Consider the following 23,350-nt stretch of genomic DNA (forward strand, 5'->3'; position numbering starts at 1 on the left):
CAGGGGCTGCTGCTCAGCCCCTTTCAGTCAAAATGGCCGTGCAGTTGGTGAATCTGCCGCCGCTGCTTCTTGTTCGGCCGGCCGTCGGTGGTCACGCCCATCGCCCCGGCCTTGCGCAGCTCGGCTGCCTGCTCACGGCGGCGCACACTCTCCTCGGTTTCTGCGTACAGGGCCTGCGCTTCAGGCGCGCCCCTGCGTACCGCCGACAGCGCCTTGACCACCACGGTACGCTCATCGAAACCGGTACGCAGCACGAACTCGTCACCCACCCTCGGCTCTTTGCCAGGTTTGCAGCGCTCGCCACGGCAATGCACCTTGCCACTTTCGATGGCGGCCTTGGCCAGCGCCCGGGTCTTGTAGAACCGCGCCGCCCATAACCATTTATCCAGGCGTACCTTGTCGTCCTCTTCCGCTTTGTGTGCCATCCCGTTACCTCGAATTCTGTCTTTAACCGAACTGTACTACCGTAACTGACGGATGCAAAAAGTCCCCGCCGTGCTTACAGTTCACCACCTCATTCGCAGGGTGTGCTTCGTGAAGACATTTGACCATCTGACTGTAATCGGCCTGCGTGAGTGGGTCGCTTTGCCCGACCTCGGTGTGGCGGGCCTGCGCGCCAAGATCGATACCGGTGCCAGCACCTCCAGCCTGCACGCTACCGAGGTGGAGCCTTTCGAGCGCGACGGCCAGCCGTGGGTGCGCTTTACGGCTCACCTGGGTTCGGTCGTGCAATTGCGCCACCGCCGCTGCGAAGCCCCACTGGTCACGATGAAGACCATCAAGAGCTCCAACGGCCACGCCCAGACCCGTTACGTGATCCGCACATCGTTGGCGTTGGGCGATGGCGTCTGGGAGGTAGAGTTCACCCTCGCCTGCCGCAAGAACATGCGCTACCGCCTGCTGCTTGGCTCCAAGGCGCTCATTCATGGCCAGCTGGTGGTCAACCCCGGGCTCAAGTACGTGCAAGACAAACCGGCCTACCCGGCCACCCTATCTCCTGTCACAGGTGCTGCATGAAGATCGCTGTGCTGTCGCGCAATCCGCGTCTGTATTCCACCCGCCGGCTGGTCGAAGCCGGCACTCAGCGTGGCCATGAAATGGTGGTGATCGATACCTTGCGCGCCTACATGAACATCGCCAGCCACAAGCCGCAGATCCATTACCGCGGCAAGCCGCTGGAGGGTTTCGATGCAGTGATCCCACGCATCGGCGCCTCAGTGACGTTCTACGGCTGCGCGGTGCTGCGCCAGTTCGAGATGATGGGCGTTTACCCGCTCAACGAGTCGGTGGCCATCGCCCGTTCGCGTGACAAGCTGCGTTCGTTGCAGTTGTTGTCCCGGCGCGGCATCGGCCTGCCCATTACCGGGTTCGCCCACTCGCCGGACGACATCCCCGATCTGATCCAGATGGTCAATGGCGCCCCACTGGTCATCAAGGTACTGGAAGGCACGCAAGGCATCGGCGTGGTGTTGTGCGAGACCACCCAAGCAGCCGAGTCAGTGATCGAGGCGTTCATGGGCCTGAAACAGAACATCATGGTTCAGGAATACATCAAGGAGGCCGGCGGTGCCGATATCCGCTGCTTCGTGGTAGGCGACAAGGTGATTGCTTCGATGAAGCGCCAGGCCAAACCAGGCGAGTTCCGCTCCAACCTGCATCGGGGCGGGGTGGCCAGCCTGATCAAAATCACCCCCGAAGAACGTATAACCGCCATTCGTGCGGCCAAGGTGATGGGACTGAGTGTGGCGGGGGTGGATATTCTGCGCTCCAACCACGGCCCGCTGGTGATGGAGGTGAATTCCTCACCGGGGCTGGAAGGTATCGAGGTGACAACCGGCAAGAACGTGGCCGGTATGATCATCGAGCATCTGGAGAAAAATGGCGGGCCGAATCAGACCCGGACCAAGGGCAAGGGCTGAGGTTTCGGGGCTGCCGTGCAGCCCCATCGTCGGCAGCGAAAGGTCACACCGCGTTACGCGGTAGCAAAAGCCCCAACGGTAACCTCACCCGCGCCTCGATCCCGCCCCCGGAGCGGTTGCGCAACTCGACATTACCGCCATGCTGGGCGGCGATCCGCTTGACGATCGCCAGCCCCAGCCCGGTGCCCTTGCCACCCCGCGCCCGGTCCCCACGAATGAACGGGTTGAAGATGGTCTCCAGCTCCGACTCATCGATCCCCGCGCCCCGGTCCAGCACGCTCAGCACCACATAAGGCGCGCTCTCATCGCCCGACACATAGGCGGCCACCTCGACCCCCTTGCCCGCATGATGCAGCGCATTACCGATCAGGTTGCCCAGCATGCGCTTGAGCGAAACCCTGCGCAGCGGGAATGGCGGAATAGGCTCGAGGCACAAGCGCACACGCTCTTGCGGCTGGTTGTAGGGCGCCACCACTTCGCGCACCAGGTCGGCCAGGTCGACCTCCTCCAGCGGCTCGTCGCGGCCATCGCGAATGAAAGCCAGGAACTGGTCAAGAATCGCATCCATGTCTTCGATGTCGCGGACCATGTCGTCGCTCAGGTCGTTGTCACTGTTGAGCAAGGACAGCGACAGACGCAGACGCGTCAGTGGCGTGCGCAAATCGTGGGACACCCCCGCCAGCATCAACTCGCGCTCACGCCCGGCCTGCTCGACATCCTCGGCCATCTGGTTGAACGCGCGATACACCTCGGTCATTTCGCTCGGCGTATCGCTGATCGGCAGACGCACACTGCGACCCTGGCCCAACTGGCGGGCAGCGAACACCAGGCGTTTGAGCGGCTGGTTGAGCTGGCGCACGAAGATCCATGCCGAAGCGGTGGACAACAGGCCGATGGCCAGGAACCAGCCAAGCACGTTCCAGATCTTCTGGCCCCGCAACGGGTGCGGATAAAGCGGCACTTTCAGCCAGCCTGGGCCGAGGCTTGGCGCGTTGACCCACAACGCAGGCGGTGCGTGGATGCGCAAGCGCACTTCGGTGTCCTCGCCCAGCTCGGCCTGCATCTGGCGTTGATAGATTTCGCTGTAGGGCCAGTGCTGCTCGCCCTCTGGCACGCCAGAGCCGGTCACCCGGATCAGGCCTGCGGCTTCGGCAATCTTGTCGCGGTTTTCTTCATCGGCCGCCCAATAGGCGCGCAGCGTCAGCGCCACACCATGGCTGTATTGCCGATCGACCAGCACGTCCTCGTTCATCAGCAGGTAGACCAGGGTCAACGCCTTGGAGAACAGGACGACGATCAGCACCAGCCACAGGGTACGGGCGAAGAAGCTCTGCGGGAACCAGACCGGAGTTTTCATCGAAGGCCAGCGTTCATTTGCTGGCGTTTCCGTCCGGTACGAAGACGTAACCTACGCCCCACACAGTCTGGATATACCGCGGTTTGGACGGGTCCGGTTCGATCATGCGGCGCAGGCGCGAGATCTGTACGTCGATCGAGCGCTCCAGGGCATCCCACTCTCGGCCACGGGCCAGGTTCATCAGCTTGTCGCGGGTCAACGGCTCGCGGGCGTGCATGACCAGCGCCTTGAGCACGGCGAACTCACCGGTGGTGAGCATGTGCACTTCTTCACCACGCTTGAGTTCACGGGTGGCCAGCGACAGCTCGTAATCGCCGAAGGTGACCAACTCGTCCTCGCTGCCCGGGGCGCCCGGCACCGTCGGTGCCTGACGGCGCAACACGGCCTTGACCCGCGCCATCAGCTCGTCCGGGTTGAACGGCTTGCCCAGGTAATCGTCAGCGCCCAGCTCAAGCCCCTTGATGCGGCTGAGCTCGTCACCCTTGGCGGTGAGCATGATGATCGGGATCTGGTTGTTCGACTGGCGCAGGCGCTTGCACGCTGACAAGCCATCCTCGCCGGGCAGCATCAAGTCGAGCACCACCAGGTTGAACACCTCGCGCTGCAGCAGGCGGTCCATCTGTTCGGTGTTGGGCACCGCGCGGGCACGGTAGCCCTTGCTGGTGAAGAAACGTTCCAGCAGGCTGCTGAGCCCCGGATCGTCGTCGACGATGAGAATCTTGTCACCTTCAGCGGTATTTGCGGTGCCGGTCATGAATAACTCCTCTGAGATCGCCGCGCATTATGGCGTAGCCATTGCCACGCGTGCCGTGAGCATTGTTAGCAGATTTTTCCCCCGGCGCCAGTTCCCGGCCTCGGCGACTGGCCTGGCGCCATCACCGCAAGCCTTCTCCGATGGGTATAATGCGCGGCTTTCATCCAGCGCCGCCGGGCGGAACAAGCGCCTCGCAGCCCCCGTATTCACAATTGTCAGGTGGTTTACATGGACAGCATCAACAGCCGTATCGCCGAGGAACTGGGCGTACGCCCTCAGCAGGTCGAGGCGGCCGTGGGCCTGTTGGACGAAGGCTCGACCGTGCCCTTCATCGCCCGTTACCGCAAGGAAGTGACCGGTAGCCTGGACGACACCCAGTTGCGGCACCTGGAAGAGCGCCTGCGCTACCTGCGCGAGCTGGACGAGCGCCGTGCGAGCATCCTGTCCAGCATCGAGGAACAGGGCAAGCTGACCCCTGAACTGGCCCGCGAGATCAAGCTGGCCGACACCAAGACCCGCCTCGAAGACCTTTACCTGCCCTACAAGCAAAAGCGCCGCACCAAGGGCCAGATCGCCCTGGAAGCGGGCCTGGGCGAGTTGGCCGACGGCCTGTTCAACGACCCGCAACTGGCGCCGGAAAGCGAAGCAGCGCGCTTCGTCGATGCCGAAAAGGGTGTCGCCGACGTCAAGGCCGCCCTCGAGGGCGCCAAGTACATCCTCATGGAGCGCTTCGCCGAGGACGCTGCCCTGCTCGACAAGCTGCGCAACTTCCTCAAGCAGGAAGCGGTGCTCAGTGCCCGCGTGGTGGCTGGCAAGGAAGAGGAAGGCGCCAAGTTCCGCGACTATTTCGCCCATGACGAACTGCTGCGCAATTGCCCGTCGCACCGCGCACTGGCTATTTTCCGCGGTCGTAACGAAGGCGTGCTGAGCGCATCGCTGAAAGTCGGCGACGAGCTGCCGGGCACCCTGCACCCCTGCGAAATGATGATTGGCGGGCACTTCGGCGTGGAAAACCGCAACCGCCCGGCTGACAAGTGGCTGGGCGAGGTGGTGCGCTGGACCTGGAAGGTCAAGCTGTACACCCACTTGGAAACCGACCTGTTCGGTGAGTTGCGCGACAACGCCGAAAGCGAGGCGATCAATGTCTTCGCCCACAACCTGCATGACTTGCTGCTGGCCGCCCCGGCCGGCCCGCGTGCCACCCTGGGCTTCGACCCGGGCCTGCGTACCGGCTGCAAGGTCGCAGTGGTCGATGCCACCGGCAAGCTGCTGGACACCGCGACGGTCTATCCGCACGCGCCACGCAACGACTGGGACCGCACGATTTCGGTACTGGCTGCGCTGTGCGCCAAGCACTCGGTGGAGCTGATCGCCATTGGCAACGGCACCGCCAGCCGCGAAAGCGACAAGCTGATCGCTGAGCTGGTAAAAAAATACCCGGCGCTGAAGATCACCAAGATCATGGTGTCCGAAGCCGGAGCGTCGGTGTACTCGGCATCGGAGCTGGCTGCCCGTGAATTCCCTGACCTGGACGTCTCGATCCGTGGCGCCGTATCGATTGCCCGCCGCCTGCAGGACCCGCTGGCCGAACTGGTGAAGATCGACCCCAAATCCATCGGTGTCGGCCAGTATCAGCACGATGTATCCCAGGTGAAGCTGGCGCGCGGGCTGGACGCTGTGGTCGAAGACTGTGTGAACGCCGTGGGTGTGGACGTCAACACCGCTTCGGTCGCGCTGCTGACCCGTATCTCTGGCCTCAACGCCACCCTGGCGCAGAACATCGTCGCGCACCGCGATGCCAATGGCCCGTTCGCCACCCGTGCCGCACTCAAGAAGGTCAGCCGGCTGGGCGAGAAAACCTTCGAGCAGGCCGCCGGCTTCCTGCGCGTCATGAACGGCGACAACCCGCTGGATGCCTCCGCCGTGCACCCGGAGGCCTACCCGCTGGTGAAACGCATCGCCGCCGACACCGGCCGTGACATCCGCTCGCTCATCGGCGACAGCGGCTTCCTCAAGCGCCTTGACCCCAAGCAGTTCACCGACGAAACCTTCGGCCTGCCCACCGTCACCGACATCCTCCAGGAACTGGACAAGCCCGGGCGTGACCCGCGCCCCGAGTTCAAGACCGCCACCTTCCAGGACGGCGTCGAAGACCTCAAGGACCTGGAGCCTGGCATGATTCTCGAAGGCGTGGTCACCAACGTCACCAACTTCGGTGCGTTCGTCGACATCGGCGTGCACCAGGACGGCCTGGTGCACATCTCGGCGCTGTCCGAGAAGTTCGTCAAGGACCCGCGCGAGGCGGTCAAGGCCGGCGACGTGGTCAAGGTCAAGGTCATGGAAGTGGACATCCCGCGCAAGCGTGTCGGCCTGTCCATGCGCATGAGCGATACCCCGGGCGAAAAAGTCGAAGGCAACCGCGGTGGCAACCGTGGCAATGGCGGCAACCGCCAGCAGCAGGCACCCCGCCAGCGCGAAACCGCTAGCGCCGCCCCGGCGAACAACGCCATGGCTGCGCTCTTTGCCAACGCCAAGCAGTTGAAGAAGAAGTGATGGAGATCCCCAAGGCGCTGGTTGAAAGTGCCTACAGCCAGCTGCTGGGCTGCCGCCTGCAACGCCTGGACACCGGCGTGGCAGAGGTGGCTCTGGCGCTTGAGCCGCACCTGCGCAACCGCGGCCAGAAGCTGCACGGCGGGGCGATCTTCAGCCTGGTGGACATCGCCATGGGCCTGGCCTGCTCGGCCAGCCATGGTTTTGACCAGCAGAGCGTGACCATCGAATGCAAGATCAACTACATGCGCGCGGTCGGTGACGGCGAGGTACTGTGCACGGCGCGGGTGCTGCACGCCGGGCGGCGTACCTTGGTGGTCGACGCCGACGTAGTCCAAGGCGACAAACTGGTCGCCAAAGCGCAGGGAACCTTCGCAGTTCTCTAGCTCACCAAACGGTATCTGCGGTATTTTGCGGCAGTGCGCTGGCACTGCCGTAACCGCGTAAACCAGGCGACAACGCCAGTTCCTTTCCTCCTACCCTTGTAGACCGTCAACTCTACCCCCATATTGGGGCGACTGATGCGTGAAGGAAACCATCTTGAGCGACCTCCTCAACCGCCGCCTGAGCCTGCTCGGCGCCAATCTTCCCCTGCTCAAGCAGTGCCTGCACGGTATTGAGCGCGAATGCCTGCGCGTCACCGACGAAGGTCGCCTGGCTCAGACCCCACACCCGGAAAGCCTGGGTTCGGCGCTGACCAACGAGCAGATAACCACCGATTATTCCGAGTCGCTGCTGGAGTTCATCACCCCGGCCCTGGCTGACCCGGCCCAGGTGCTGGAAAGCCTCGAGCAAACCCACCGTTTCGTCTACAGCAAGCTTGGCGACGAACTGCTGTGGAGCCCGTCGATGCCGTGCACGCTGCCGGCCGAGGAGGACATCCCGATCGCCGAGTACGGGACCTCGAACATCGGCAAGCTGAAGCACGTCTACCGCAAGGGCCTGGCCCTGCGCTACGGCCGCACCATGCAGTGCATCGCCGGCATCCACTACAACTTCTCGTTGCCTGAAGCGCTGTGGCCCCTGCTGCGCGCCGCCGAAGGCAACGATCAGAGCGACCGCGACTATCAATCGGCGGCGTACATTGCGCTGATCCGCAACTTCCGCCGTTACAGCTGGCTGCTGATGTACCTGTTCGGTGCTTCGCCAGCCCTGGACAAAGGCTTCCTGCGCGGCCGCCCGCACCAGCTCGAAGAGCTGGAAGCCGAAACCCTGTACCTGCCCTACGCCACCAGCCTGCGCATGAGCGACCTGGGTTACCAGAGCAATGCTCAGGCGGGCCTGACGCCCTGCTACAACAACCTGGCCAGTTATACCGACAGCCTGCGCAAGGCAGTGGGCACGCCCTACCCGCCCTACGTCGAGATCGGCACGCATGTCGACGGCGAATGGGTGCAGTTGAACACCAACATCCTGCAGATCGAGAACGAGTACTACTCGAACATTCGCCCCAAACGTGTCACCTACTCCGGCGAACGGCCGATCCAGGCCCTGACCTCCCGCGGCGTGCAGTATGTCGAGGTGCGTTGCCTGGACATCAACCCGTTCCTGCCGGTAGGCATCGACCTCACCGAGGCGCGCTTCATCGATGCGTTCCTGCTGTTCTGTGCGCTGGAAGACAGCCCGCAGCTGGACAACGGCGAATGCGGCCAGTGCACCGACAACTTCCTGACCGTGGTCAAGGAGGGCCGTCGCCCAGGCCTTGAGCTGCGCCGCAATGGCCTGCCGATCGGCCTGAAAGACTGGGCCAGTGAACTGATCGAGCGTATCCGGCTATTGGCCAACCTGCTCGACCAGGCGCAAGGCTCTGATGAGCACGCCAAGGCCCTGGATGCCCAGCAGGCCAAGGTCGACGACGCCTCGCTGACCCCCTCTGCCCAGGTGTTGGCACGCATGGCCGAGCATGACGAAAGCTTCGTCCAGTTCTCGCTTCGCCAAAGCCGGCTCCACGCCGAGGCTTTCCGCGAGCAGCCACTGAGCAACGACAAGCAGCAGGCATTCGAAACGCTGGCACGCGAATCGCTCGCCAAGCAGTCCGAGCTGGAGCAAGACGAAGTCGGTGACTTCGACCTGTTCGTCGGCGCCTACCAGGCCAGTATCCTGGCAATCAGCAACTGATGAACCGCTCGACCACCCCGCGCAAGCCGCGCGCCAGCAGCCAGGCCAGGATCGAAGCCATCCTGGCGGCGGCGCGCGAACTGCTGGCTGAACAAGGGGTGGCGGCACTTTCCATCTACAGCGTGGCCGAGCGGGCGCAGATTCCACCCTCGTCGGTGTATCACTTCTTCGCCAGCGTGCCGGCCTTGCTGGAAGCCCTGACAGCCGATGTGCACCGGGCGTTTCGCGAAGCCCTGAGCGCACCGATCGACAGCAGCGCATTGAGCACCTGGCAGCAACTGTCACGGCTGATCGAAGAGCGCATGCTTGCCATCTACAACGAGGATGCGGCGGCGCGGCAGCTGATTCTGGCGCAGCATGGCCTGAGCGAAGTGGTGCAGGCCGACCGGCAGCACGACATGGAACTGGGCGACTTGATGCACAAGCTGTTCGACCAGCATTTCCACCTGCCGGCGATGCCGCTGGATGTGGATGTGTTTGCCTTGGCCATGGAGCTCAGTGACCGGGTCTATGCCCGCTCGATGCAGCTGCATGAACAGATCACGCCGCGCATGGCAGAGGAAGGGATGCGGGTATGCGAGGCGTATCTGGGGCTCTACCTGCCACCGTTTCTGGGTAAACGCCACACAGCGCCCTGAGCCAGGCCCTCAGTTGTAGCTGCAAGAGCGAGGCGCGGTGCGGATCGATTGGTCACGCGGGCTGGGACTCGCCTGACGCCATATGGCGGCCCATTCGCGGTCCAAGCCGCGACTGGGTCGCACAGCGCCGCCACGGCCATTACAGCTTGGCGATGGACACCTCGGTAGACTTCACGAACGCAATCACTTCACTGCCCACCTGCAGCTCCAGCTCTTTTACCGAGCGGGTGGTGATCACGGATGTGACGATACCGGAGGCCGTCTGCACGTCGATTTCCGACAGTACCGGGCCTTCGAGGATTTCTTTCACGGTGCCTTTGAACTGGTTACGGACGTTGATGGCTTTGATGGTCATGATGTCATTCCTTCTCTATGGCTTCAGTCTGGTGAGTGAGTCGTTCAATGCGCCCAACGCAATTGCGTGGGCAGAGGCGCTACAGGATCCGGCTCGGGCGCAGTGCCCGGTGCCGACAGAACACGGTTGAGCACTTCGCTTTCCAGCGCGGCCAGGCGGTGTGTACCGCGCGCGCGGGGCCGTGCCAGGTCGACGGTGAGGTCGAGCCCGACTTCGCCGGCTTCGATCAGGATCACCCGGTCAGCCACGGCAACCGCTTCGCTGACATCGTGAGTGACCAGCAGCACGGTGAAGCCGTGCTGGTGCCACAAGCGCTCGATCAGGTGCTGCATCTCGATACGGGTCAATGCATCCAGCGCACCCAGCGGCTCGTCCAGCAGCAGCAGGCGTGGCTGGTGGATCAGCGCACGCGCCAAGGCCACGCGCTGTTTCTGGCCACCCGACAGGGCTGCCGGCCATTCATTGGCGCGGTCAGCCAGGCCAACCGCCTCCAGCGCTTGCAGCGCACGGGGGCGCCAGTCACCCGACAGGCCCAGGCCAACGTTGTCGATCACCTTCTTCCACGGCAGCAAGCGAGCGTCCTGGAACATCAGGCGGGTGTCTTCACGGGCCTCTTCCAGCGGCGCAGCGCCGGCCAGCAACTGCCCGCCCGTAGGCTGGTCGAGCCCGGCCAGCAGCCGCAACAGGGTGCTTTTGCCGCAGCCGCTGCGGCCAACGATGGCCACGAACTGCCCCGCCGGAATGTGCAGGTCGATGCCCTTCAAGACTTCGCGCTGGCCAAAGGTCTTGCGCAGGCCGTTGCAGGCCAGCGGGATGCCACGCAACAGGCGTGGCGGCTGTTCCTTGAGCACGGTCATGCGCCCTCCTTCCTGGCCACTTGATAGGCCGGGTGCCAGCGCAGCCACACACGCTCCAGGCCACGAGCGGCGAGGTCGGCAAGTTTGCCGAGCACGGCATACAGAACGATGGCCAGTACCACCACGTCGGTCTGCAGGAACTCACGGGCGTTCATCGCCAGGTAACCGATGCCGGCGTTCGCTGAAATGGTCTCGGCCACGATCAGGGTCAGCCACATGAAACCCAGTGCGAAGCGCACGCCCACCAGGATCGATGGCAGTGCACCCGGCAGGATCACCTGACGGAACAGGCTGAAGCCGGACAAGCCGTAGCTGCGCGCCATTTCCACCAGCGCCGGGTCGACATTGCGGATGCCGTGGTAGGTGTTCAGGTAGATCGGGAACAGCGTGCCCAGCGCGACCAGGAAGATCTTTGCCGACTCGTCGATACCGAACCACAGGATCACCAGCGGGATCAGCGCCAGATGCGGCACGTTGCGGATCATCTGCACCGAGCTGTCGAGCAGGCGCTCGCCCCAGTTCGACAGGCCGGTGATGAAGCCCAGCACCAGCCCAATGCTGCCACCGATCAGAAAGCCCAGGCCGGCACGCCAGCCGCTGATGGCCAGGTGGGTCCAGATATCGCCGCTACGCACCAGCTCGACACCTGCGCTGACCACTGCGCTAGGTGCTGGCAAGATGCGCGTCGACAGCCAGCCAGCGCTGACCGCCAGTTGCCAGACTGCCAACAGCAGCACCGGCAGTGCCCACGGCGCCAGGCGCTGGGTCAGGGTGGAGGATGTTGCACGACTCATGGCCCGGCCCTCAGCTCTGCGACACAGACTTGGGCAGGATGTCGTTGGCGACCATCTCGCCGAACGGGCTTACGTAGCCTCCGGTTTTCGGTTGCTCCGGGCGCTGTACATCGAGGTGCGGGAACAGCAGTTCGGCAACCCGATACGCTTCTTCCAGGTGTGGATAACCCGAGAAGATGAAGGTATCGATCCCCAGGTCGGCATATTCCTTCACCCGCGCCGCGACAGTCGGGCCATCGCCCACCAGGGCGGTGCCGGCACCGCCACGTACCAGGCCAACGCCTGCCCACAAGTTGGGGCTGACTTCCAGGTTGTCACGGTTGCCGCCGTGCAGCGCAGCCATGCGCTGCTGGCCCACCGAGTCGAAGCGCGCCAGCGAGGCCTGGGCACGGGCGATGGTGTCATCGTCCAGGTGCGAGATCAGGCGGTCAGCCGCAGCCCATGCGTGTTCGTTGGTTTCGCGCACGATCACGTGCAGGCGAATGCCGAAGCGTACTTCGCGGCCTTGGGCAGCGGCTTTTTCGCGCACCTGGGCGATCTTCTCGGCCACGGCTGCCGGCGGCTCGCCCCAGGTCAGGTACAACTCGACCTGTTCGGCGGCCAGGTCCTGAGCGGCCTGCGACGAACCGCCGAAATACAGCGGCGGGCGTGGTTGCTGGATCGGCGGGTAAAGCAGCTTGGCGCCCTTCACCTGGATGTGCTTGCCGTCGTAATCGACGTTTTCGCCTTCCAGCACCTTGCGCCAGATACGGGTGAACTCGACCGAGGCTTCGTAGCGCTCCTGGTGGTTCAGGTGCAGCCCATCACCCGCCAGTTCATCGGGGTCGCCACCGGTCACCAGGTTGAACAGCGCACGGCCATTGGACAGGCGGTCCAACGTTGCAGCCTGACGTGCTGCCACGGTCGGCGAAATGATGCCTGGGCGCAGGGCAACGAGGAGTTTCAGATGCTGGGTCACGGGAATCAGCGACGCTGCCACCAGCCACGAGTCCTCGCAGGAACGCCCGGTAGGGATCAGCACCCCAGCAAAACCAAGGCGGTCGGCGGCCTGCGCGATCTGCTGCAGGTAACCGTGGTCGACCGCGCGGGCGCCCTCGGATGTGCCCAGGTACTTGCCGTCACCATGGGTCGGGAGGAACCAGAAAATGTTAAGGCTCATTGGCGTTGTCTCGTCAAAGGTGGCGAGGGCCACAGCGGCGCCCCGGCACAGGCGAATCGATCAAGGCGCGCTGGCGACCTTGGCCGGGGGTGTCCAGATCACGTCCTTGATGCTCAGCGGCTTGGGAATCAGCTTCAGCGCGTGGAAGGTGTCGGCGATTTTCTGTTGTGCGGCCACCACCTCGGGTGTCAGCGGCGCGGCACCGTAGCCTTGGCGTTTGACTGAGGTCAGGGTGATGTCGGCGGGCAGCCCGAGCAGCGGAGCGACCTGGTCGGCCACTTCCTGAGGGTTGGCCTGCGACCATCTGCCCACGGCGCGTACTTCTTCGATGAGGGCGTTGATCACAGCCGGATGCTGGGTCGCGTAGTTGCGGGTGGCCAGGTAGAACTGGTGGTTGTCGACCAGCGCTTTGCCGTCACGCAGGGTGCGTGCCTGCAGCTGCTGTTCGGCGGCGGCCTGGTACGGGTCCCAGATCACCCAGGCATCGACGCTGCCACGCTCGAACGCGGCGCGGGCATCGGCCGGCGGCAGGTAGACGGGCTGTATGTCGCTGTACTGGAGGCCCGCTTCTTCCAGGGCGCGGACCAGCAGGTAATGAACGTTCGAGCCTTTGTTGAGGGCAACCTTCTTGCCCTTGAGCTCCTTCACCGACTGGATCGGCGAACCCTTTGGCACAAGGATCGCTTCACTGCGCGGCGCAGGCGGTTCGTAGGCGACATAGAGCAGATCGGCCCCAGCAGCCTGAGCGAATACCGGGGGCGTTTCACCGGTTACGCCAAAGTCGATGGAGCCGACATTCAAGCCTTCGAGCAGCTGCGGGCCACCGGGGAATTCGGTCCATTGCACCTGGACGCCCTGATCGGCCAGGCGCTTTTCCAGCGTGCCCTTGGCTTTGAGCAGCACCAGGGTGCCGTATTTCTGATAGCCGATGCGCAGGCTTTCAGCCTGGGCTTGGATAATGGCGCCGAAGGACACAGCCGCCGCAAACAGGGCGACCAGACCACGACGCAAGAAGACTGTGCGCATGGCGCTCTCCTGTGCGAGTAGGTTCGGGTTGCACCTGCTTGCCTCGTTGACGGGCGAGTAAGGTGGCAAGCTGCAAGCCGCAAGCTGCAAGCTGCAAGCTGTAAGCTGTAAGCCGCAAACTTCAAGAAAAAACTGGCCCCGCTTGTAGCTTGTAGCTTGCCGCTTGCCGCTTGCCTCAGCGATTAGGTTGGGGGGTGAGTCGCAGGTAGGGTTTTACGGCGCGGTAGCCTTTCGGGAAGCGCTGCTTGATCTCTTCCTCATCCTTCAGCGATGGCACGATCACCACTTCGTCGCCGTCCTGCCAGTTACCCGGCGTGGCGACCTTGTGGTTGTCGGTGAGCTGCAGCGAGTCGATTACCCGCAGTATTTCGTTGAAGTTGCGCCCGGTACTGGCCGGATAGGTGATGGTCAGGCGCACCTTCTTGTTCGGGTCGATGACGAACAGCGAGCGCACGGTCAAGGTGTCGCTGGCGTTCGGATGTATCAGGTCGTACAGGTCGGAAACCTTGCGGTCGGCGTCGGCGATGATCGGGAAGTTGACCACGGTGTTCTGGGTCTCGTTGATGTCCTCGATCCATTTGTGGTGCGAGTCGACCGGGTCCACGGACAGGGCGATGGCCTTGACCCCACGTTTGGCGAAGTCGTCCTTGAGCTTGGCGGTCAGGCCCAGCTCGGTGGTGCACACCGGGGTGAAGTCGGCCGGGTGAGAGAACAGCACGCCCCAGCTGCTACCAAGCCACTCGTGGAAGCGGATCTTGCCTTCGCTGGAATCCTGTTCGAAATCGGGGGCGATGTCGCCGAGTCTGAGGCTCATGGGGTGCGGCTCCTGTGCTGTGGACTGGCCTTGTGGGGTTCAATGTGCCTTCATTCAGATAAAAACAAAAAGAATAAATAACTCTTTATTTATAACCAAAAAATAAAGAAATCGATGGGCAAAAAAAAGCCTCGCAGTAGGCGAGGCTCTTTTGCGCAACTACGTCTTACATGAAGTTGTAAGTGTAGTTCACGATGAAGCGGGTCTGGTCTTGATCGTTAGCAGAGCCAGAACCGGTGCCGCGATAGACGCCTTGGCGCAGGCTGAAGCCCAGACCTTTAAGGGTGCCTTCCTGCAGGACGTAATCAACGCGAGCATCACGCTCCCACTCGCTGAAGGTACCGTTACCATTGGTGCTGCGACCGTCTTCACCACGCAGGTAGGAAACGGACGCTTTCAGGCCAGGCACGCCCAGGCGAGCAAAGTCATACGAGTACTGACCGAAGGTGGTGTTCTCACCGGCCTTGGCGAACTGGTTGATCATGCTGTCGGTGAACAGGTAGAAGCTGGAACCGCCAGCGCCTTCATCGACCAGGCTGCCTTGGTTCAGCCAGACGAAGCCACCGTCATCGCTGACCTGCTGATGACCCAACATCAGAGCGTGGCCGCCCAGCGTGTAGGTGAACATGGCGGACCAAGTCTTGTTGTCCACTTCACCTGGGTTCTTGGCATAGCCGTTGTTGTTTTTGAACTCGTAGCCAGCCTCACCATTGCGACCGTCTTTGCTGCTATCGAAGTAGCGCAGGTCGGTTTTGAACGACTGATCGTCAGCAATCTTGAAGACGTGAGTGGCACCCAGGAAGTGCTGCTTGTAGAAGTCTTCCAGATTCGAGTAGTAGTACTGCAAGGTCAGGTCGGGAGTGAGCTTGTAATCCAGACCGGCATAGCGGAACTTGTTGCTCTCCTCGGTAGCACCCTGTACCGAAAGACCGGTACGGTTGCTCGATGCACGCCCCATGGCGTGAGTCAACTGACCGGCGTTGATGGTCAGGTTGTCGATTTCCTTCGACTGGATGGTGCCACCCTCGAAGGTCTGGGGCAGCAGACGGCCATCGTTGGAAACGAGGATTGGCAGGTTTGGCGCCAGAGCGCTGCCGTAGTGGACTTCAGTCTTGGAGAAGCGCGCTTTGGCGTTAGCACCGAGACGTGCCCACTGGCTCTCAGCGGACCCGTCGGAGTCGCTTGGGAAGAAACTGCTGGTGTCTGGATGCTTGCCACGGCCGCCGTCCAGATGAATGCCCCACAGAGCTTGGACATCAACACCAAACCCAACGGTACCTTCAGTGAAACCGGACAGATAGTCGAGCTTGAAGCCCTGACCCGATTCACGGTTGTCAGCACCACCGTCACGGTTATCGCCATTGAAATACATGGTGCGCGAGCTAAGCGACAGTTTGCTGTCTTCAACGAAACCGGCAGCGCCTGCTTGCTGGGCGAGAACCCCCAGTGCCACGGCCAGAGCCAGGCTGGACTTGTACATGTTTTGCTCCTCTACGTTCTAATTTTTGTGTATCGCTGGCGGCAGGATCTGATGCCCCGCTCACCGTGGATTGGCGATTTAGTCACAAAGAATGACCAACAAGTCAATCGTTACTGAACATTTCACGACTTTGGTCTAAGACGCCACCTGTGCTACAGGATAATGACAATCCTATAAATCCAAAATGACCGTTTTATGAATTTCTAAGATTTTTAAGGCATATGGTCGAAACCTTTACTGCCAAAAATTGTATCGGCACGGGCCTGTAATAGCTTTAGGTTATTTGCAAACGTTTGCTCATAGCTTTATTCCCAATTGATCTGTGCAGCCGATAAAAACCTAGCATCGCACTCGGTCTTCGCCCCAAAGCCCCGCCACGCCCTAGGTCTTAAAGCGAATGGCTCCTATGCTAATTCCAAAAAGTTATTTATTTTATATTTCTTAGATCATCTAGCCTTCTTGCCATTCATCACTTCGATTGTCTGACAAGAGGTCCGACCATGATCCCGCACGCTCCACTGCGCCTGTTCGCTGCCCTGGCCCTCGCCGGCACCAGCTGGTTCGCCCAAGCCGCCGACCTCACAGTCGCCTACCAGACCACCGTCGACCCGGCCAAGGTGGCACAGGTCGATGGCGACTACGAAAAAGCCAGCAAGGCCAGCATCGACTGGCGCAAGTTCGATAACGGCGCCGATGTGATCACTGCGGTGGCCAGCGGCGACGTGCAGATCGGCTACCTGGGCTCCAGCCCGCTGGCCGCTGCTGCCAGCCGCAAGCTGCCGGTGGAAACCTTCCTGATCGCCACCCAGATCGGCGCCGGCGAGGCGCTGGTGGCCCGCGACAGCATCAAGACCCCACAAGACCTGATCGGCAAGAAGGTCGCAGTGCCTTTCGTTTCGACCGGCCACTACAGCCTCTTGGCCGCGCTCAAAAGCTGGAACATCGACCCGTCCAAGGTGCAGATCCTCAACCTCGCCCCACCGGCGATCATCGCGGCCTGGAAGCGCGGTGACATCGATGCCACGTACGTTTGGGACCCGGCACTGGGCGTGGCCAAGGAAAACGGCAAGGTACTGATCACCTCCGGGGAACTGGCAGAAAAAGGCGCACCCACCTTCGATGCCTGGATCGTGCGCAAGGACTTCGCCGACAAGCACCCCGAGGTGGTCAAAGCCTTTGCCAAGGTCACCCTCGACGCCTACGCCGACTACCGCAAAGACCCGGCGGCCTGGCTGGCCAACAAGGACAACGTGGCCAAGCTGGTGAAGCTGTCCGGCGCCAAGGCCAGCGATATCCCGGTGCTGTTGGAGGGTAACGTCTACCCGCTGGCCGCCGACCAGGCCAACGCCCTGGGCGCACCGACCACTCAAGCACTGACCGACACCGCCACCTTCCTCAAGCAGCAAGGCAAGGTCGACGCCGTGTTGCCGGACTACTCGGCCTACGTCAGCGCCAAGTTCCTGCCCAATTGATCCGGAGCCCGTCATGGCCTTGCTAGAACTGGAGCGCATCAGCGCACAGTACCCCGGCGCCAGCACCCCTGTGCTGGCCGACATCAACCTCAGCCTGGGCCCAGGCCAGTTGCTGGTCGCGCTGGGGCCCTCCGGCAGCGGCAAGACGTCGCTGCTCAACCTTATCGCGGGCTTCGTCACCCCCAGCGGCGGGCGTATCACCCTTGACGGCGTTGCGGTGCAAGGCCCCGGCGCCGAACGCGGCGTGGTGTTTCAGGACGATGCCCTGCTGCCGTGGCAGAACGTGCTGGGCAATGTCGCTTTCGGTTTGGAGCTGGCCGGTGTGGCCCGCGCAGAGCGGGAGGCCAAGGCACGGCAACTGCTGGCCCTGGTCGATCTGGATGGCTTTGGCGAGCGGCGCATCTGGCAACTGTCCGGCGGCCAGAAGCAGCGCGTGGGCCTGGCCCGCGCGCTGGCGGCCGACCCAAGGGTACTGCTGATGGACGAGCCGTTCGGCGCCCTTGACGCGTTCACCCGCGAGCAGATGCAAGAACTGCTGCTGCAAGTCTGGCAGCGCACTGCCAAACCGGTGTTCCTTATTACTCACGACATTGAGGAAGCGGTATTCCTTGCAACCGAGCTGGTGCTGCTGGCCCCAGACCCGGGCCGTGTGGTCGAGCGCCTGCAGCTGGGCTTCGGCCAACGCTATGCCGCTGGCGAGTCCGCTCGGGCCATCAAGTCTGACCCCCGCTTCATTGAAACCCGCGAGCACGTGCTGGCGCGGGTTTTCTCCCAACGCCAAAGCCTGCAGGAGCACGCATGAGCAGCCTTGATCTGCCGGTCGCCAGCAAGCGCGACAGCCACGCGCGGCCCGTCGAAAAAGCGCGCCGCCAGCTTTCCACCCGCTGGATCAGCACGCTAACCCTGGCCAGCCTGCTGCTGGTCTGGTGGCTGGTGACCGCCGCCGGCTGGATCGAGCCCCTGTTCCTGCCTACGCCCGGCGACATCCTGGCCAAAGCCTGGAGCTTGCTCACCCAAGGCTACATGGACGCCAGCCTGTGGCAACACTTGGGCGCGAGCCTGGGGCGCATCGGCCTGGCGCTGGTTGCTGCGACCTTGACCGCCATCCCGGTTGGTATCGCCATCGGCTACAACCGTGTAGCCCGCGGCATTCTCGACCCACTGATCGAGTTCTACCGCCCCATACCGCCCCTGGCCTACCTGCCGCTGATCGTCATCTGGTGCGGTATCGGCGAGCTGTCCAAGGTGCTACTCATCTACCTGGCAATCTTCGCCCCGATCGCGATCGCCACGGCTACCGGCGTGCGCACCGTCGACCCGGCCAGGTCGCGCGCTGCGCAATCGCTGGGGGCGACCAAGGTGCAACTGATCCGCCACGTGATCCTGCCCAGTGCCCTGCCCGATATCCTCACCGGCATCCGTATCGGCCTGGGTGTGGGCTGGTCGACCCTGGTAGCCGCCGAACTGATCGCTGCCACCAGCGGCCTGGGCTTCATGGTGCAGTCGGCGGCGCAGTTCCTGGTGACTGACGTGGTAGTGCTGGGCATCCTGCTGATCGCCCTGATCGCCTTCGCCCTGGAGATGGGCCTGCGCGCCCTGCAGCGCAAGCTGGTGCCCTGGCATGGGCAAAGCCACTGACGGGTTGCTGACCGACCACGCCGGCTACCCGGCGCCTGGAGTGAAAAAGACATGACGCTTACCGTTACCCCCCTCAGCCCGGCCCTTGGTGCCCAGATCAGCGGCGTGGACATCAGCCGCGAGATGACTGCCGAGCACCGCGATGCCATCGAGCAGGCACTGCTGCAGCACCAGGTGCTGTTCTTCCGGGACCAGCCGATCACGCCTGAGCAGCAAGCGCGCTTCGCCGCGCGCTTCGGCGACCTGCACATCCATCCGATCTATCCCAACGTCCCGCAAACCCCGCAGGTGCTGATCCTCGACACCGCGGTCACCGACGTACGCGATAATGCCGTGTGGCACACCGACGTGACCTTCCTGCCGACCCCGGCGCTGGGTGCGGTGCTCAGTGCCAAGCAGTTGCCGGCCTATGGCGGCGATACCCTGTGGGCCAGCGGCATTGCCGCGTACCAAGCCCTGTCGGCGCCGCTGCGCGAGATGCTCGATGGCCTGACTGCAACGCACGATTTCACCCAGTCGTTCCCACTCGAGCGCTTCGGCACTACGCCTGAAGACCTGGCACGCTGGGAAGCCACCCGGCGTAACAACCCGCCGCTGTCGCACCCGGTAGTGCGCACCCACCCGGTGAGCGGCCGCAAGGCGTTGTTCGTCAATGAAGGGTTCACCACACGCATCAATGAGCTGAGCGAACTGGAGAGTGAGGCATTGCTCAAGCTGCTGTTCACCCATGCGACGCGGCCGGAGTTCAGCATCCGCTGGCGTTGGCAGGAGAACGACGTGGCGTTCTGGGACAACCGCGTCACCCAGCATTTTGCGGTGGATGATTACCGACCCAACCGGCGGGTGATGCATCGGGCGACCATCTTGGGGGATGCGCCGTTCTGAGGGTGGCGGACGAGGCCGTTGGCCTCGAATCGCCGGCTTGCCGGCGAAAGGGCCGCGCAGCGGCCCCGGCGCTCTAGCGGACCAAGTGCAAGAACTGCATATGCCGTTCGTACTGGTCGAGGATGTCGTTGATGATCTGCTCCTTGCTGTAGCCCACCAGGTCGTAGTTCTGGCTACCCTCGCTAAGATGCACCTCCGCGCGGTAATAACGGCGGTTCTTCAAGTCCTGAGAGCCCAACCCACCCAGCGCGAACGACGGTGTGAAATACCCCCGCATCTGCACCTGATAGATGAACGGCTGCTCCTCACCGTGGCCGACTTTCAGGCTGACATTGTCGTGGCTGGGATCATCCTGGGTCACCAACACCAGACCTTTCTGCTCGAACACCTCGCGCACTTCGGCAATCGCCGGGCGCACCACATCGTCCATGAAGCGGTACACCTCATCGCGTGACGGGAAATGCACCGCCTGGCTCAGGCGCTGGCGCCAGCCACCACGGCCACGGCGGGACTGGGCGAACGGGGCCAGCGAATGCAACTGGGCGATCTGGCGCTGCGACTCCAGGTAGAACGCCTTATGCAGCCCCCACATCATGCATAGCAGGATCAACGAGAACGGCAACGAGGTCAGCACCACCGCCGATTTGAGCGAATCGATGCTGCCGGCGAACAGCAGGCTGCTGGTGATCAGCGCAGTCATCGCGCCCCAGAAGATCCGCAACCAGTTCGGGCCGTCTTCATCAGCACCGCCGTCCTTGGCGGACAAGGTCGACAGCACCACCGTGCCCGAGTCTGCCGAGGTGACGAAGAACACGAAGCTGATGAATACCGTCACCGCGATGACGACCTTGCTCCACGGGTAGGTCTCCAGCAGCAGATACAGGCTCATCGACGGGTTATCGATGGCCGACTGCCCAAGCGCCGTCATGCCATGGTTCAGTACCTGGTCCAGCGCGCTGTTGCCGAAAATCGACATCCACGCCAGGGTGAAGCCCAGCGGGATCAGCAGCACTCCGAAGACGAATTCACGAATGGTGCGGCCACGCGAGATGCGGGCGATGAACAGCCCTACGAACGGCGCCCAGGCAATCCACCAGGCCCAGTAGAACACCGTCCAGCCACCCAGCCAGTCACGGTTTTCGCCGTAGGCATACACGTCGAAGCTCTTGCGGGGTAGCGCGCCGAGGTAATCACCCAGGTTCTGGATCAGGGTGTTGAACAGGTGCTGGGTTGGGCCGGCGAACAACACGAACAGCAACAGCGCACAGGCCAGGAACAGGTTGATGTCGCTCATCACCCGCACGCCCTTCTCCACCCCAGCGACTGCCACCGCCACGGCCGCGCCCATCATCAGGGTGATGAGGATCACTTGCACCCACTGGCTATGGCTGATGCCGAACAAGTAGTCCAGGCCGGCATTGAGGTGCAGCACGCCGAAGCCCATGTCGGCCCCCAGGCCGAACACCGTAGCGATAATGCCGAAGCCGTCCACCGCATAGCCGATCGGCCCGTTGATACGTTTGCCAATCAGCGGGTACAGCGCCGAACGCAACGCCAGCGGCAGGTTGTGGCGGTAGGCGAAATAGGCCAGCGCCATGCCGACGAAGGCGAACACGCCCCAGCCATGCAGGCCCCAGTGCAGGAACAGTATCTGCATCGCCTGGCGCCCTGCCTCCGCCGTGCCCGCCTCACCCTGGGGGGGCTGGAGCATGTGGGTCAGGGGTTCAGAAACGCAGAAGAAGAACAGGGTGATGCTGATACCGGCGGCGAACAACATGCCGGCCCACGACAGGTAGCTGAACTCGGGTTCGTCGTGGTCGGCACCGAGCTTGATCTTGCCGTAGCCGGACAAGGCGGTGACCACCACGAAGACCAGGTACAGGGTCATGGCCAGCATGTAGTACCAGCCGACCGTATTGGCCGCCCAGTTCTGCGCCGCCAAGAGCCAGTCGCCCGCTGCTTGAGGTTGGGCGATGACCACCAGGCCGAAGATGAGGATGAAACTTGCCGCAAAATAGAACACCGGAGGGTTCATGCGGATCTGGCTGTTGGAAGGGGTCGGTGCACTCATGGGGCATGCACCTCGTCGATTGACGTGAGGTTCGGAATGAACGGGTTCAGCAAAGGAATCCTCCTGTTGAACACCGGCAACGGACCAGCGTTTTTTCGTTGAACAAGCGTTCAAGTTAAACATGGATCGGGATTCGATGCGACCCGAGGCGCCGATCGGCGCGCTCGTACCGGCCCTATTGCGGGTAAGCCCTACACAGCCAAGCCACTGTACTCAGGTGGGCCGGTGAACCCGTGAGAGCCGGCTTGTCGGCGATGGGGCCGGTACGAACACGGCTGAATTCAGGTCAGTTCTTGTCCTGGCAATCGAGCTGTAGATTGGCCTGGGTAATGTTGCTCTGCGCCGGCACGCTGCGGGTCAGCCACACGTTGCCGCCAATGGTCGAACCCTTGCCGATGGTGATGCGCCCCAAAATGGTCGCGCCTGCGTAGATCACCACATCGTCTTCGACGATCGGGTGCCGCGCCAGGCCTTTGTGCAGCGAGCCCGACTCGTCGCTCGGGAAGCGCTTGGCCCCCAAGGTCACGGCCTGATAGATACGCACCCGCTCGCCGATGATCGCAGTCTCACCGATCACTACACCGGTGCCGTGGTCGATGAAGAAGCTCTGCCCAATCTGCGCCCCTGGATGGATGTCGATGCCGGTGGCCGAGTGCGCCAGTTCCGAGCTGATGCGTGCCAGCAGCGGCAAGCCAGCCTTGTACAGGTGGTGGGCCAGGCGGTGGTGGATGATTGCCAGGATACCCGGGTAGCACAGCAAGACTTCGTCGACACTACGCGCTGCTGGGTCACCGTGGTACGCCGCCAGCACATCGGTATCGAGCAGCACACGCAAGGCCGGCAACGCCGCGGCAAAATCCTGTATCAAGCGCAGCGCCTGGGCATCGACGGCCGTCAGGTCAGCCTTGCTCTGGCGTGCGGCATAACGCAGCTCCAGGCGTGCCTGGGCCAGCAACGCTGTCAGCGCCGCATCCAGGGTGTGGCCAACGTAAAAGTCCTCACTCTCCTCGCGCAGGTCTACCGGCCCCAGGCGCATCGGGAACAGTGCGCCGCACAGTTGCTCAAGGATGTGCCGCATCGCCTCGCGCGACGGCAATTCGCGCCCGCCCTGCTCGCCAATACTGCGGCCATTGCGGCTGCGCCACTGCTCACGGGCGCTGCGCAAGCCACTGACGATACTGTGCAACTGCCAATGCGCGGATGAAGGGTGTTCGCTCACGGTGATCTCCTGGCAGGGCCAAGCTGATAGTTTGCAATCCACTTTACGGCAAATCAGCCCCTTGGAAAAAACAACGCTTTATTCCATCCTGCACTAAGTCGGGCATAAGCTGCGACGACGTACCCGGCATCGTCGCCTACCCTCAAAGCAGCCGAACCCTGGCAGAGATAAAAAAGGAAATAACAAAATAAGTTTTTATTATTTCCTGGCCTATGAAGCCAACCCTATAGTCGCCACCCACCAC

General features: G+C 62.7%; 22 protein-coding genes. 10 read left to right on the plus strand and 12 right to left on the minus strand.

The window, feature by feature from the left end; genetic code table 11:
• Positions 1 to 23: 23 nt before the first annotated feature.
• The gene (locus ACIPZC_RS21765) at positions 24 to 425 is read right to left on the minus strand and encodes an RNA-binding S4 domain-containing protein (protein WP_241805517.1); all 402 of its coding nucleotides are present in this window, start codon (positions 423 to 425) and stop codon (positions 24 to 26) included.
• Positions 426 to 534: 109 nt separating this feature from the next.
• Between ACIPZC_RS21765 and ACIPZC_RS21770 the strand changes: the two genes are divergently transcribed.
• Together ACIPZC_RS21770 and rimK are read left to right on the plus strand one after the other, a co-directional pair.
• The gene (locus ACIPZC_RS21770; RefSeq protein ID WP_267819457.1) at positions 535 to 1,017 is read left to right on the plus strand and encodes an ATP-dependent zinc protease; all 483 of its coding nucleotides are present in this window, start codon (positions 535 to 537) and stop codon (positions 1,015 to 1,017) included.
• Positions 1,014 to 1,919, plus strand: coding sequence for a 30S ribosomal protein S6--L-glutamate ligase (rimK, locus tag ACIPZC_RS21775; protein ID WP_012316721.1), 906 nt, complete (start codon positions 1,014 to 1,016; stop codon positions 1,917 to 1,919). Before ACIPZC_RS21770 ends, rimK begins: the two co-directional genes overlap by 4 nt.
• Before the next feature lie 43 nt (positions 1,920 to 1,962).
• Here rimK and ACIPZC_RS21780 read toward each other — a convergent pair whose 3' ends face one another.
• The gene (locus tag ACIPZC_RS21780) at positions 1,963 to 3,276 is read right to left on the minus strand and encodes an ATP-binding protein (protein ID WP_012316722.1); all 1,314 of its coding nucleotides are present in this window, start codon (positions 3,274 to 3,276) and stop codon (positions 1,963 to 1,965) included.
• 13 nt (positions 3,277 to 3,289) lie between these two features.
• The gene (ompR, locus tag ACIPZC_RS21785; RefSeq protein WP_241805515.1) at positions 3,290 to 4,030 is read right to left on the minus strand and encodes a two-component system response regulator OmpR; all 741 of its coding nucleotides are present in this window, start codon (positions 4,028 to 4,030) and stop codon (positions 3,290 to 3,292) included.
• 228 nt (positions 4,031 to 4,258) lie between these two features.
• On the opposite strand from ompR, the gene ACIPZC_RS21790 reads away from it, so the two are divergent.
• From ACIPZC_RS21790 to ACIPZC_RS21805, 4 genes are all read left to right on the plus strand, one after another.
• The gene (locus ACIPZC_RS21790; protein ID WP_400629484.1) at positions 4,259 to 6,583 is read left to right on the plus strand and encodes a Tex family protein; all 2,325 of its coding nucleotides are present in this window, start codon (positions 4,259 to 4,261) and stop codon (positions 6,581 to 6,583) included.
• Positions 6,583 to 6,966 carry a PaaI family thioesterase gene (locus ACIPZC_RS21795; protein ID WP_267819463.1) on the plus strand — a complete coding sequence of 128 codons (384 nt, stop codon included), beginning with the start codon at positions 6,583 to 6,585 and terminating at the stop codon, positions 6,964 to 6,966. The genes ACIPZC_RS21790 and ACIPZC_RS21795 overlap by 1 nt, the downstream gene beginning before the upstream one ends.
• 154 nt (positions 6,967 to 7,120) lie before the next feature.
• Positions 7,121 to 8,698, plus strand: a complete 1,578-nt coding sequence (gene gshA / locus ACIPZC_RS21800) for a glutamate--cysteine ligase (protein WP_400629487.1) — start codon at positions 7,121 to 7,123, stop codon at positions 8,696 to 8,698.
• Complete coding sequence (locus ACIPZC_RS21805; RefSeq protein WP_267819467.1) at positions 8,698 to 9,336, plus strand: TetR/AcrR family transcriptional regulator; 639 nt, start codon at positions 8,698 to 8,700, stop codon at positions 9,334 to 9,336. Before gshA ends, ACIPZC_RS21805 begins: the two co-directional genes overlap by 1 nt.
• Positions 9,337 to 9,475: 139 nt before the next feature.
• On the opposite strand, the gene ACIPZC_RS21810 is transcribed toward ACIPZC_RS21805, so the two are convergent.
• From ACIPZC_RS21810 to ACIPZC_RS21840, 7 genes are all read right to left on the minus strand, one after another.
• Positions 9,476 to 9,691 carry a molybdopterin-binding protein gene (locus tag ACIPZC_RS21810; RefSeq protein ID WP_008095172.1) on the minus strand — a complete coding sequence of 72 codons (216 nt, stop codon included), beginning with the start codon at positions 9,689 to 9,691 and terminating at the stop codon, positions 9,476 to 9,478.
• A 44-nt stretch (positions 9,692 to 9,735) separates the two neighbouring features.
• On the minus strand, positions 9,736 to 10,548 hold the full coding sequence (gene ssuB, locus ACIPZC_RS21815) for an aliphatic sulfonates ABC transporter ATP-binding protein (protein ID WP_400629490.1): 813 nt from the start codon (positions 10,546 to 10,548) through the stop codon (positions 9,736 to 9,738).
• Positions 10,545 to 11,342 (minus strand): aliphatic sulfonate ABC transporter permease SsuC, encoded by a 798-nt coding sequence (ssuC, locus tag ACIPZC_RS21820; protein ID WP_241805509.1) that lies wholly within the window; start codon positions 11,340 to 11,342, stop codon positions 10,545 to 10,547. Before ssuC ends, ssuB begins: the two co-directional genes overlap by 4 nt.
• Before the next feature lie 10 nt (positions 11,343 to 11,352).
• Positions 11,353 to 12,501, minus strand: coding sequence for an FMNH2-dependent alkanesulfonate monooxygenase (gene ssuD / locus ACIPZC_RS21825; protein ID WP_400629492.1), 1,149 nt, complete (start codon positions 12,499 to 12,501; stop codon positions 11,353 to 11,355).
• Between the two features lie 60 nt (positions 12,502 to 12,561).
• Positions 12,562 to 13,527, minus strand: coding sequence for a sulfonate ABC transporter substrate-binding protein (locus tag ACIPZC_RS21830; RefSeq protein ID WP_400629494.1), 966 nt, complete (start codon positions 13,525 to 13,527; stop codon positions 12,562 to 12,564).
• Between the two features lie 175 nt (positions 13,528 to 13,702).
• Positions 13,703 to 14,341, minus strand: coding sequence for a peroxiredoxin (locus ACIPZC_RS21835; RefSeq protein WP_400629496.1), 639 nt, complete (start codon positions 14,339 to 14,341; stop codon positions 13,703 to 13,705).
• Between the two features lie 166 nt (positions 14,342 to 14,507).
• The gene (locus tag ACIPZC_RS21840; RefSeq protein WP_241805506.1) at positions 14,508 to 15,821 is read right to left on the minus strand and encodes an OprD family porin; all 1,314 of its coding nucleotides are present in this window, start codon (positions 15,819 to 15,821) and stop codon (positions 14,508 to 14,510) included.
• Between the two features lie 500 nt (positions 15,822 to 16,321).
• Here ACIPZC_RS21840 and tauA point away from each other — a divergent pair, with 500 nt between their 5' ends.
• The 4 genes from tauA to tauD are packed head-to-tail and all read left to right on the plus strand — an operon-like array spanning position 16,322 to position 19,816.
• Positions 16,322 to 17,293 (plus strand): taurine ABC transporter substrate-binding protein, encoded by a 972-nt coding sequence (gene tauA, locus ACIPZC_RS21845; RefSeq protein WP_241805505.1) that lies wholly within the window; start codon positions 16,322 to 16,324, stop codon positions 17,291 to 17,293.
• Between the two features lie 13 nt (positions 17,294 to 17,306).
• Positions 17,307 to 18,095 (plus strand): taurine ABC transporter ATP-binding subunit, encoded by a 789-nt coding sequence (gene tauB / locus ACIPZC_RS21850; protein WP_400629499.1) that lies wholly within the window; start codon positions 17,307 to 17,309, stop codon positions 18,093 to 18,095.
• Entirely contained in the window at positions 18,092 to 18,931 is an 840-nt protein-coding gene (tauC, locus tag ACIPZC_RS21855; protein WP_400629500.1) for a taurine ABC transporter permease TauC, read from the plus strand. The genes tauB and tauC overlap by 4 nt, the downstream gene beginning before the upstream one ends.
• A 51-nt stretch (positions 18,932 to 18,982) precedes the next feature.
• Positions 18,983 to 19,816 carry a taurine dioxygenase gene (gene tauD, locus ACIPZC_RS21860; protein ID WP_400629502.1) on the plus strand — a complete coding sequence of 278 codons (834 nt, stop codon included), beginning with the start codon at positions 18,983 to 18,985 and terminating at the stop codon, positions 19,814 to 19,816.
• A gap of 73 nt (positions 19,817 to 19,889) precedes the next feature.
• Here the strand turns inward: tauD and betT are convergent, their stop codons facing one another.
• Complete coding sequence (betT, locus tag ACIPZC_RS21865) at positions 19,890 to 21,851, minus strand: choline transporter BetT (RefSeq protein WP_241805702.1); 1,962 nt, start codon at positions 21,849 to 21,851, stop codon at positions 19,890 to 19,892.
• 322 nt (positions 21,852 to 22,173) lie between these two features.
• Positions 22,174 to 23,106 (minus strand): serine O-acetyltransferase EpsC, encoded by a 933-nt coding sequence (gene epsC / locus ACIPZC_RS21870; RefSeq protein ID WP_241805501.1) that lies wholly within the window; start codon positions 23,104 to 23,106, stop codon positions 22,174 to 22,176.
• Positions 23,107 to 23,350 lie beyond the last annotated feature (244 nt).

Origin of the sequence: Pseudomonas sp. NPDC089743 (genome assembly GCF_044748785.1) — a bacterium.
Classification (GTDB): Bacteria; Pseudomonadota; Gammaproteobacteria; order Pseudomonadales; family Pseudomonadaceae; genus Aquipseudomonas; species Aquipseudomonas putida_X.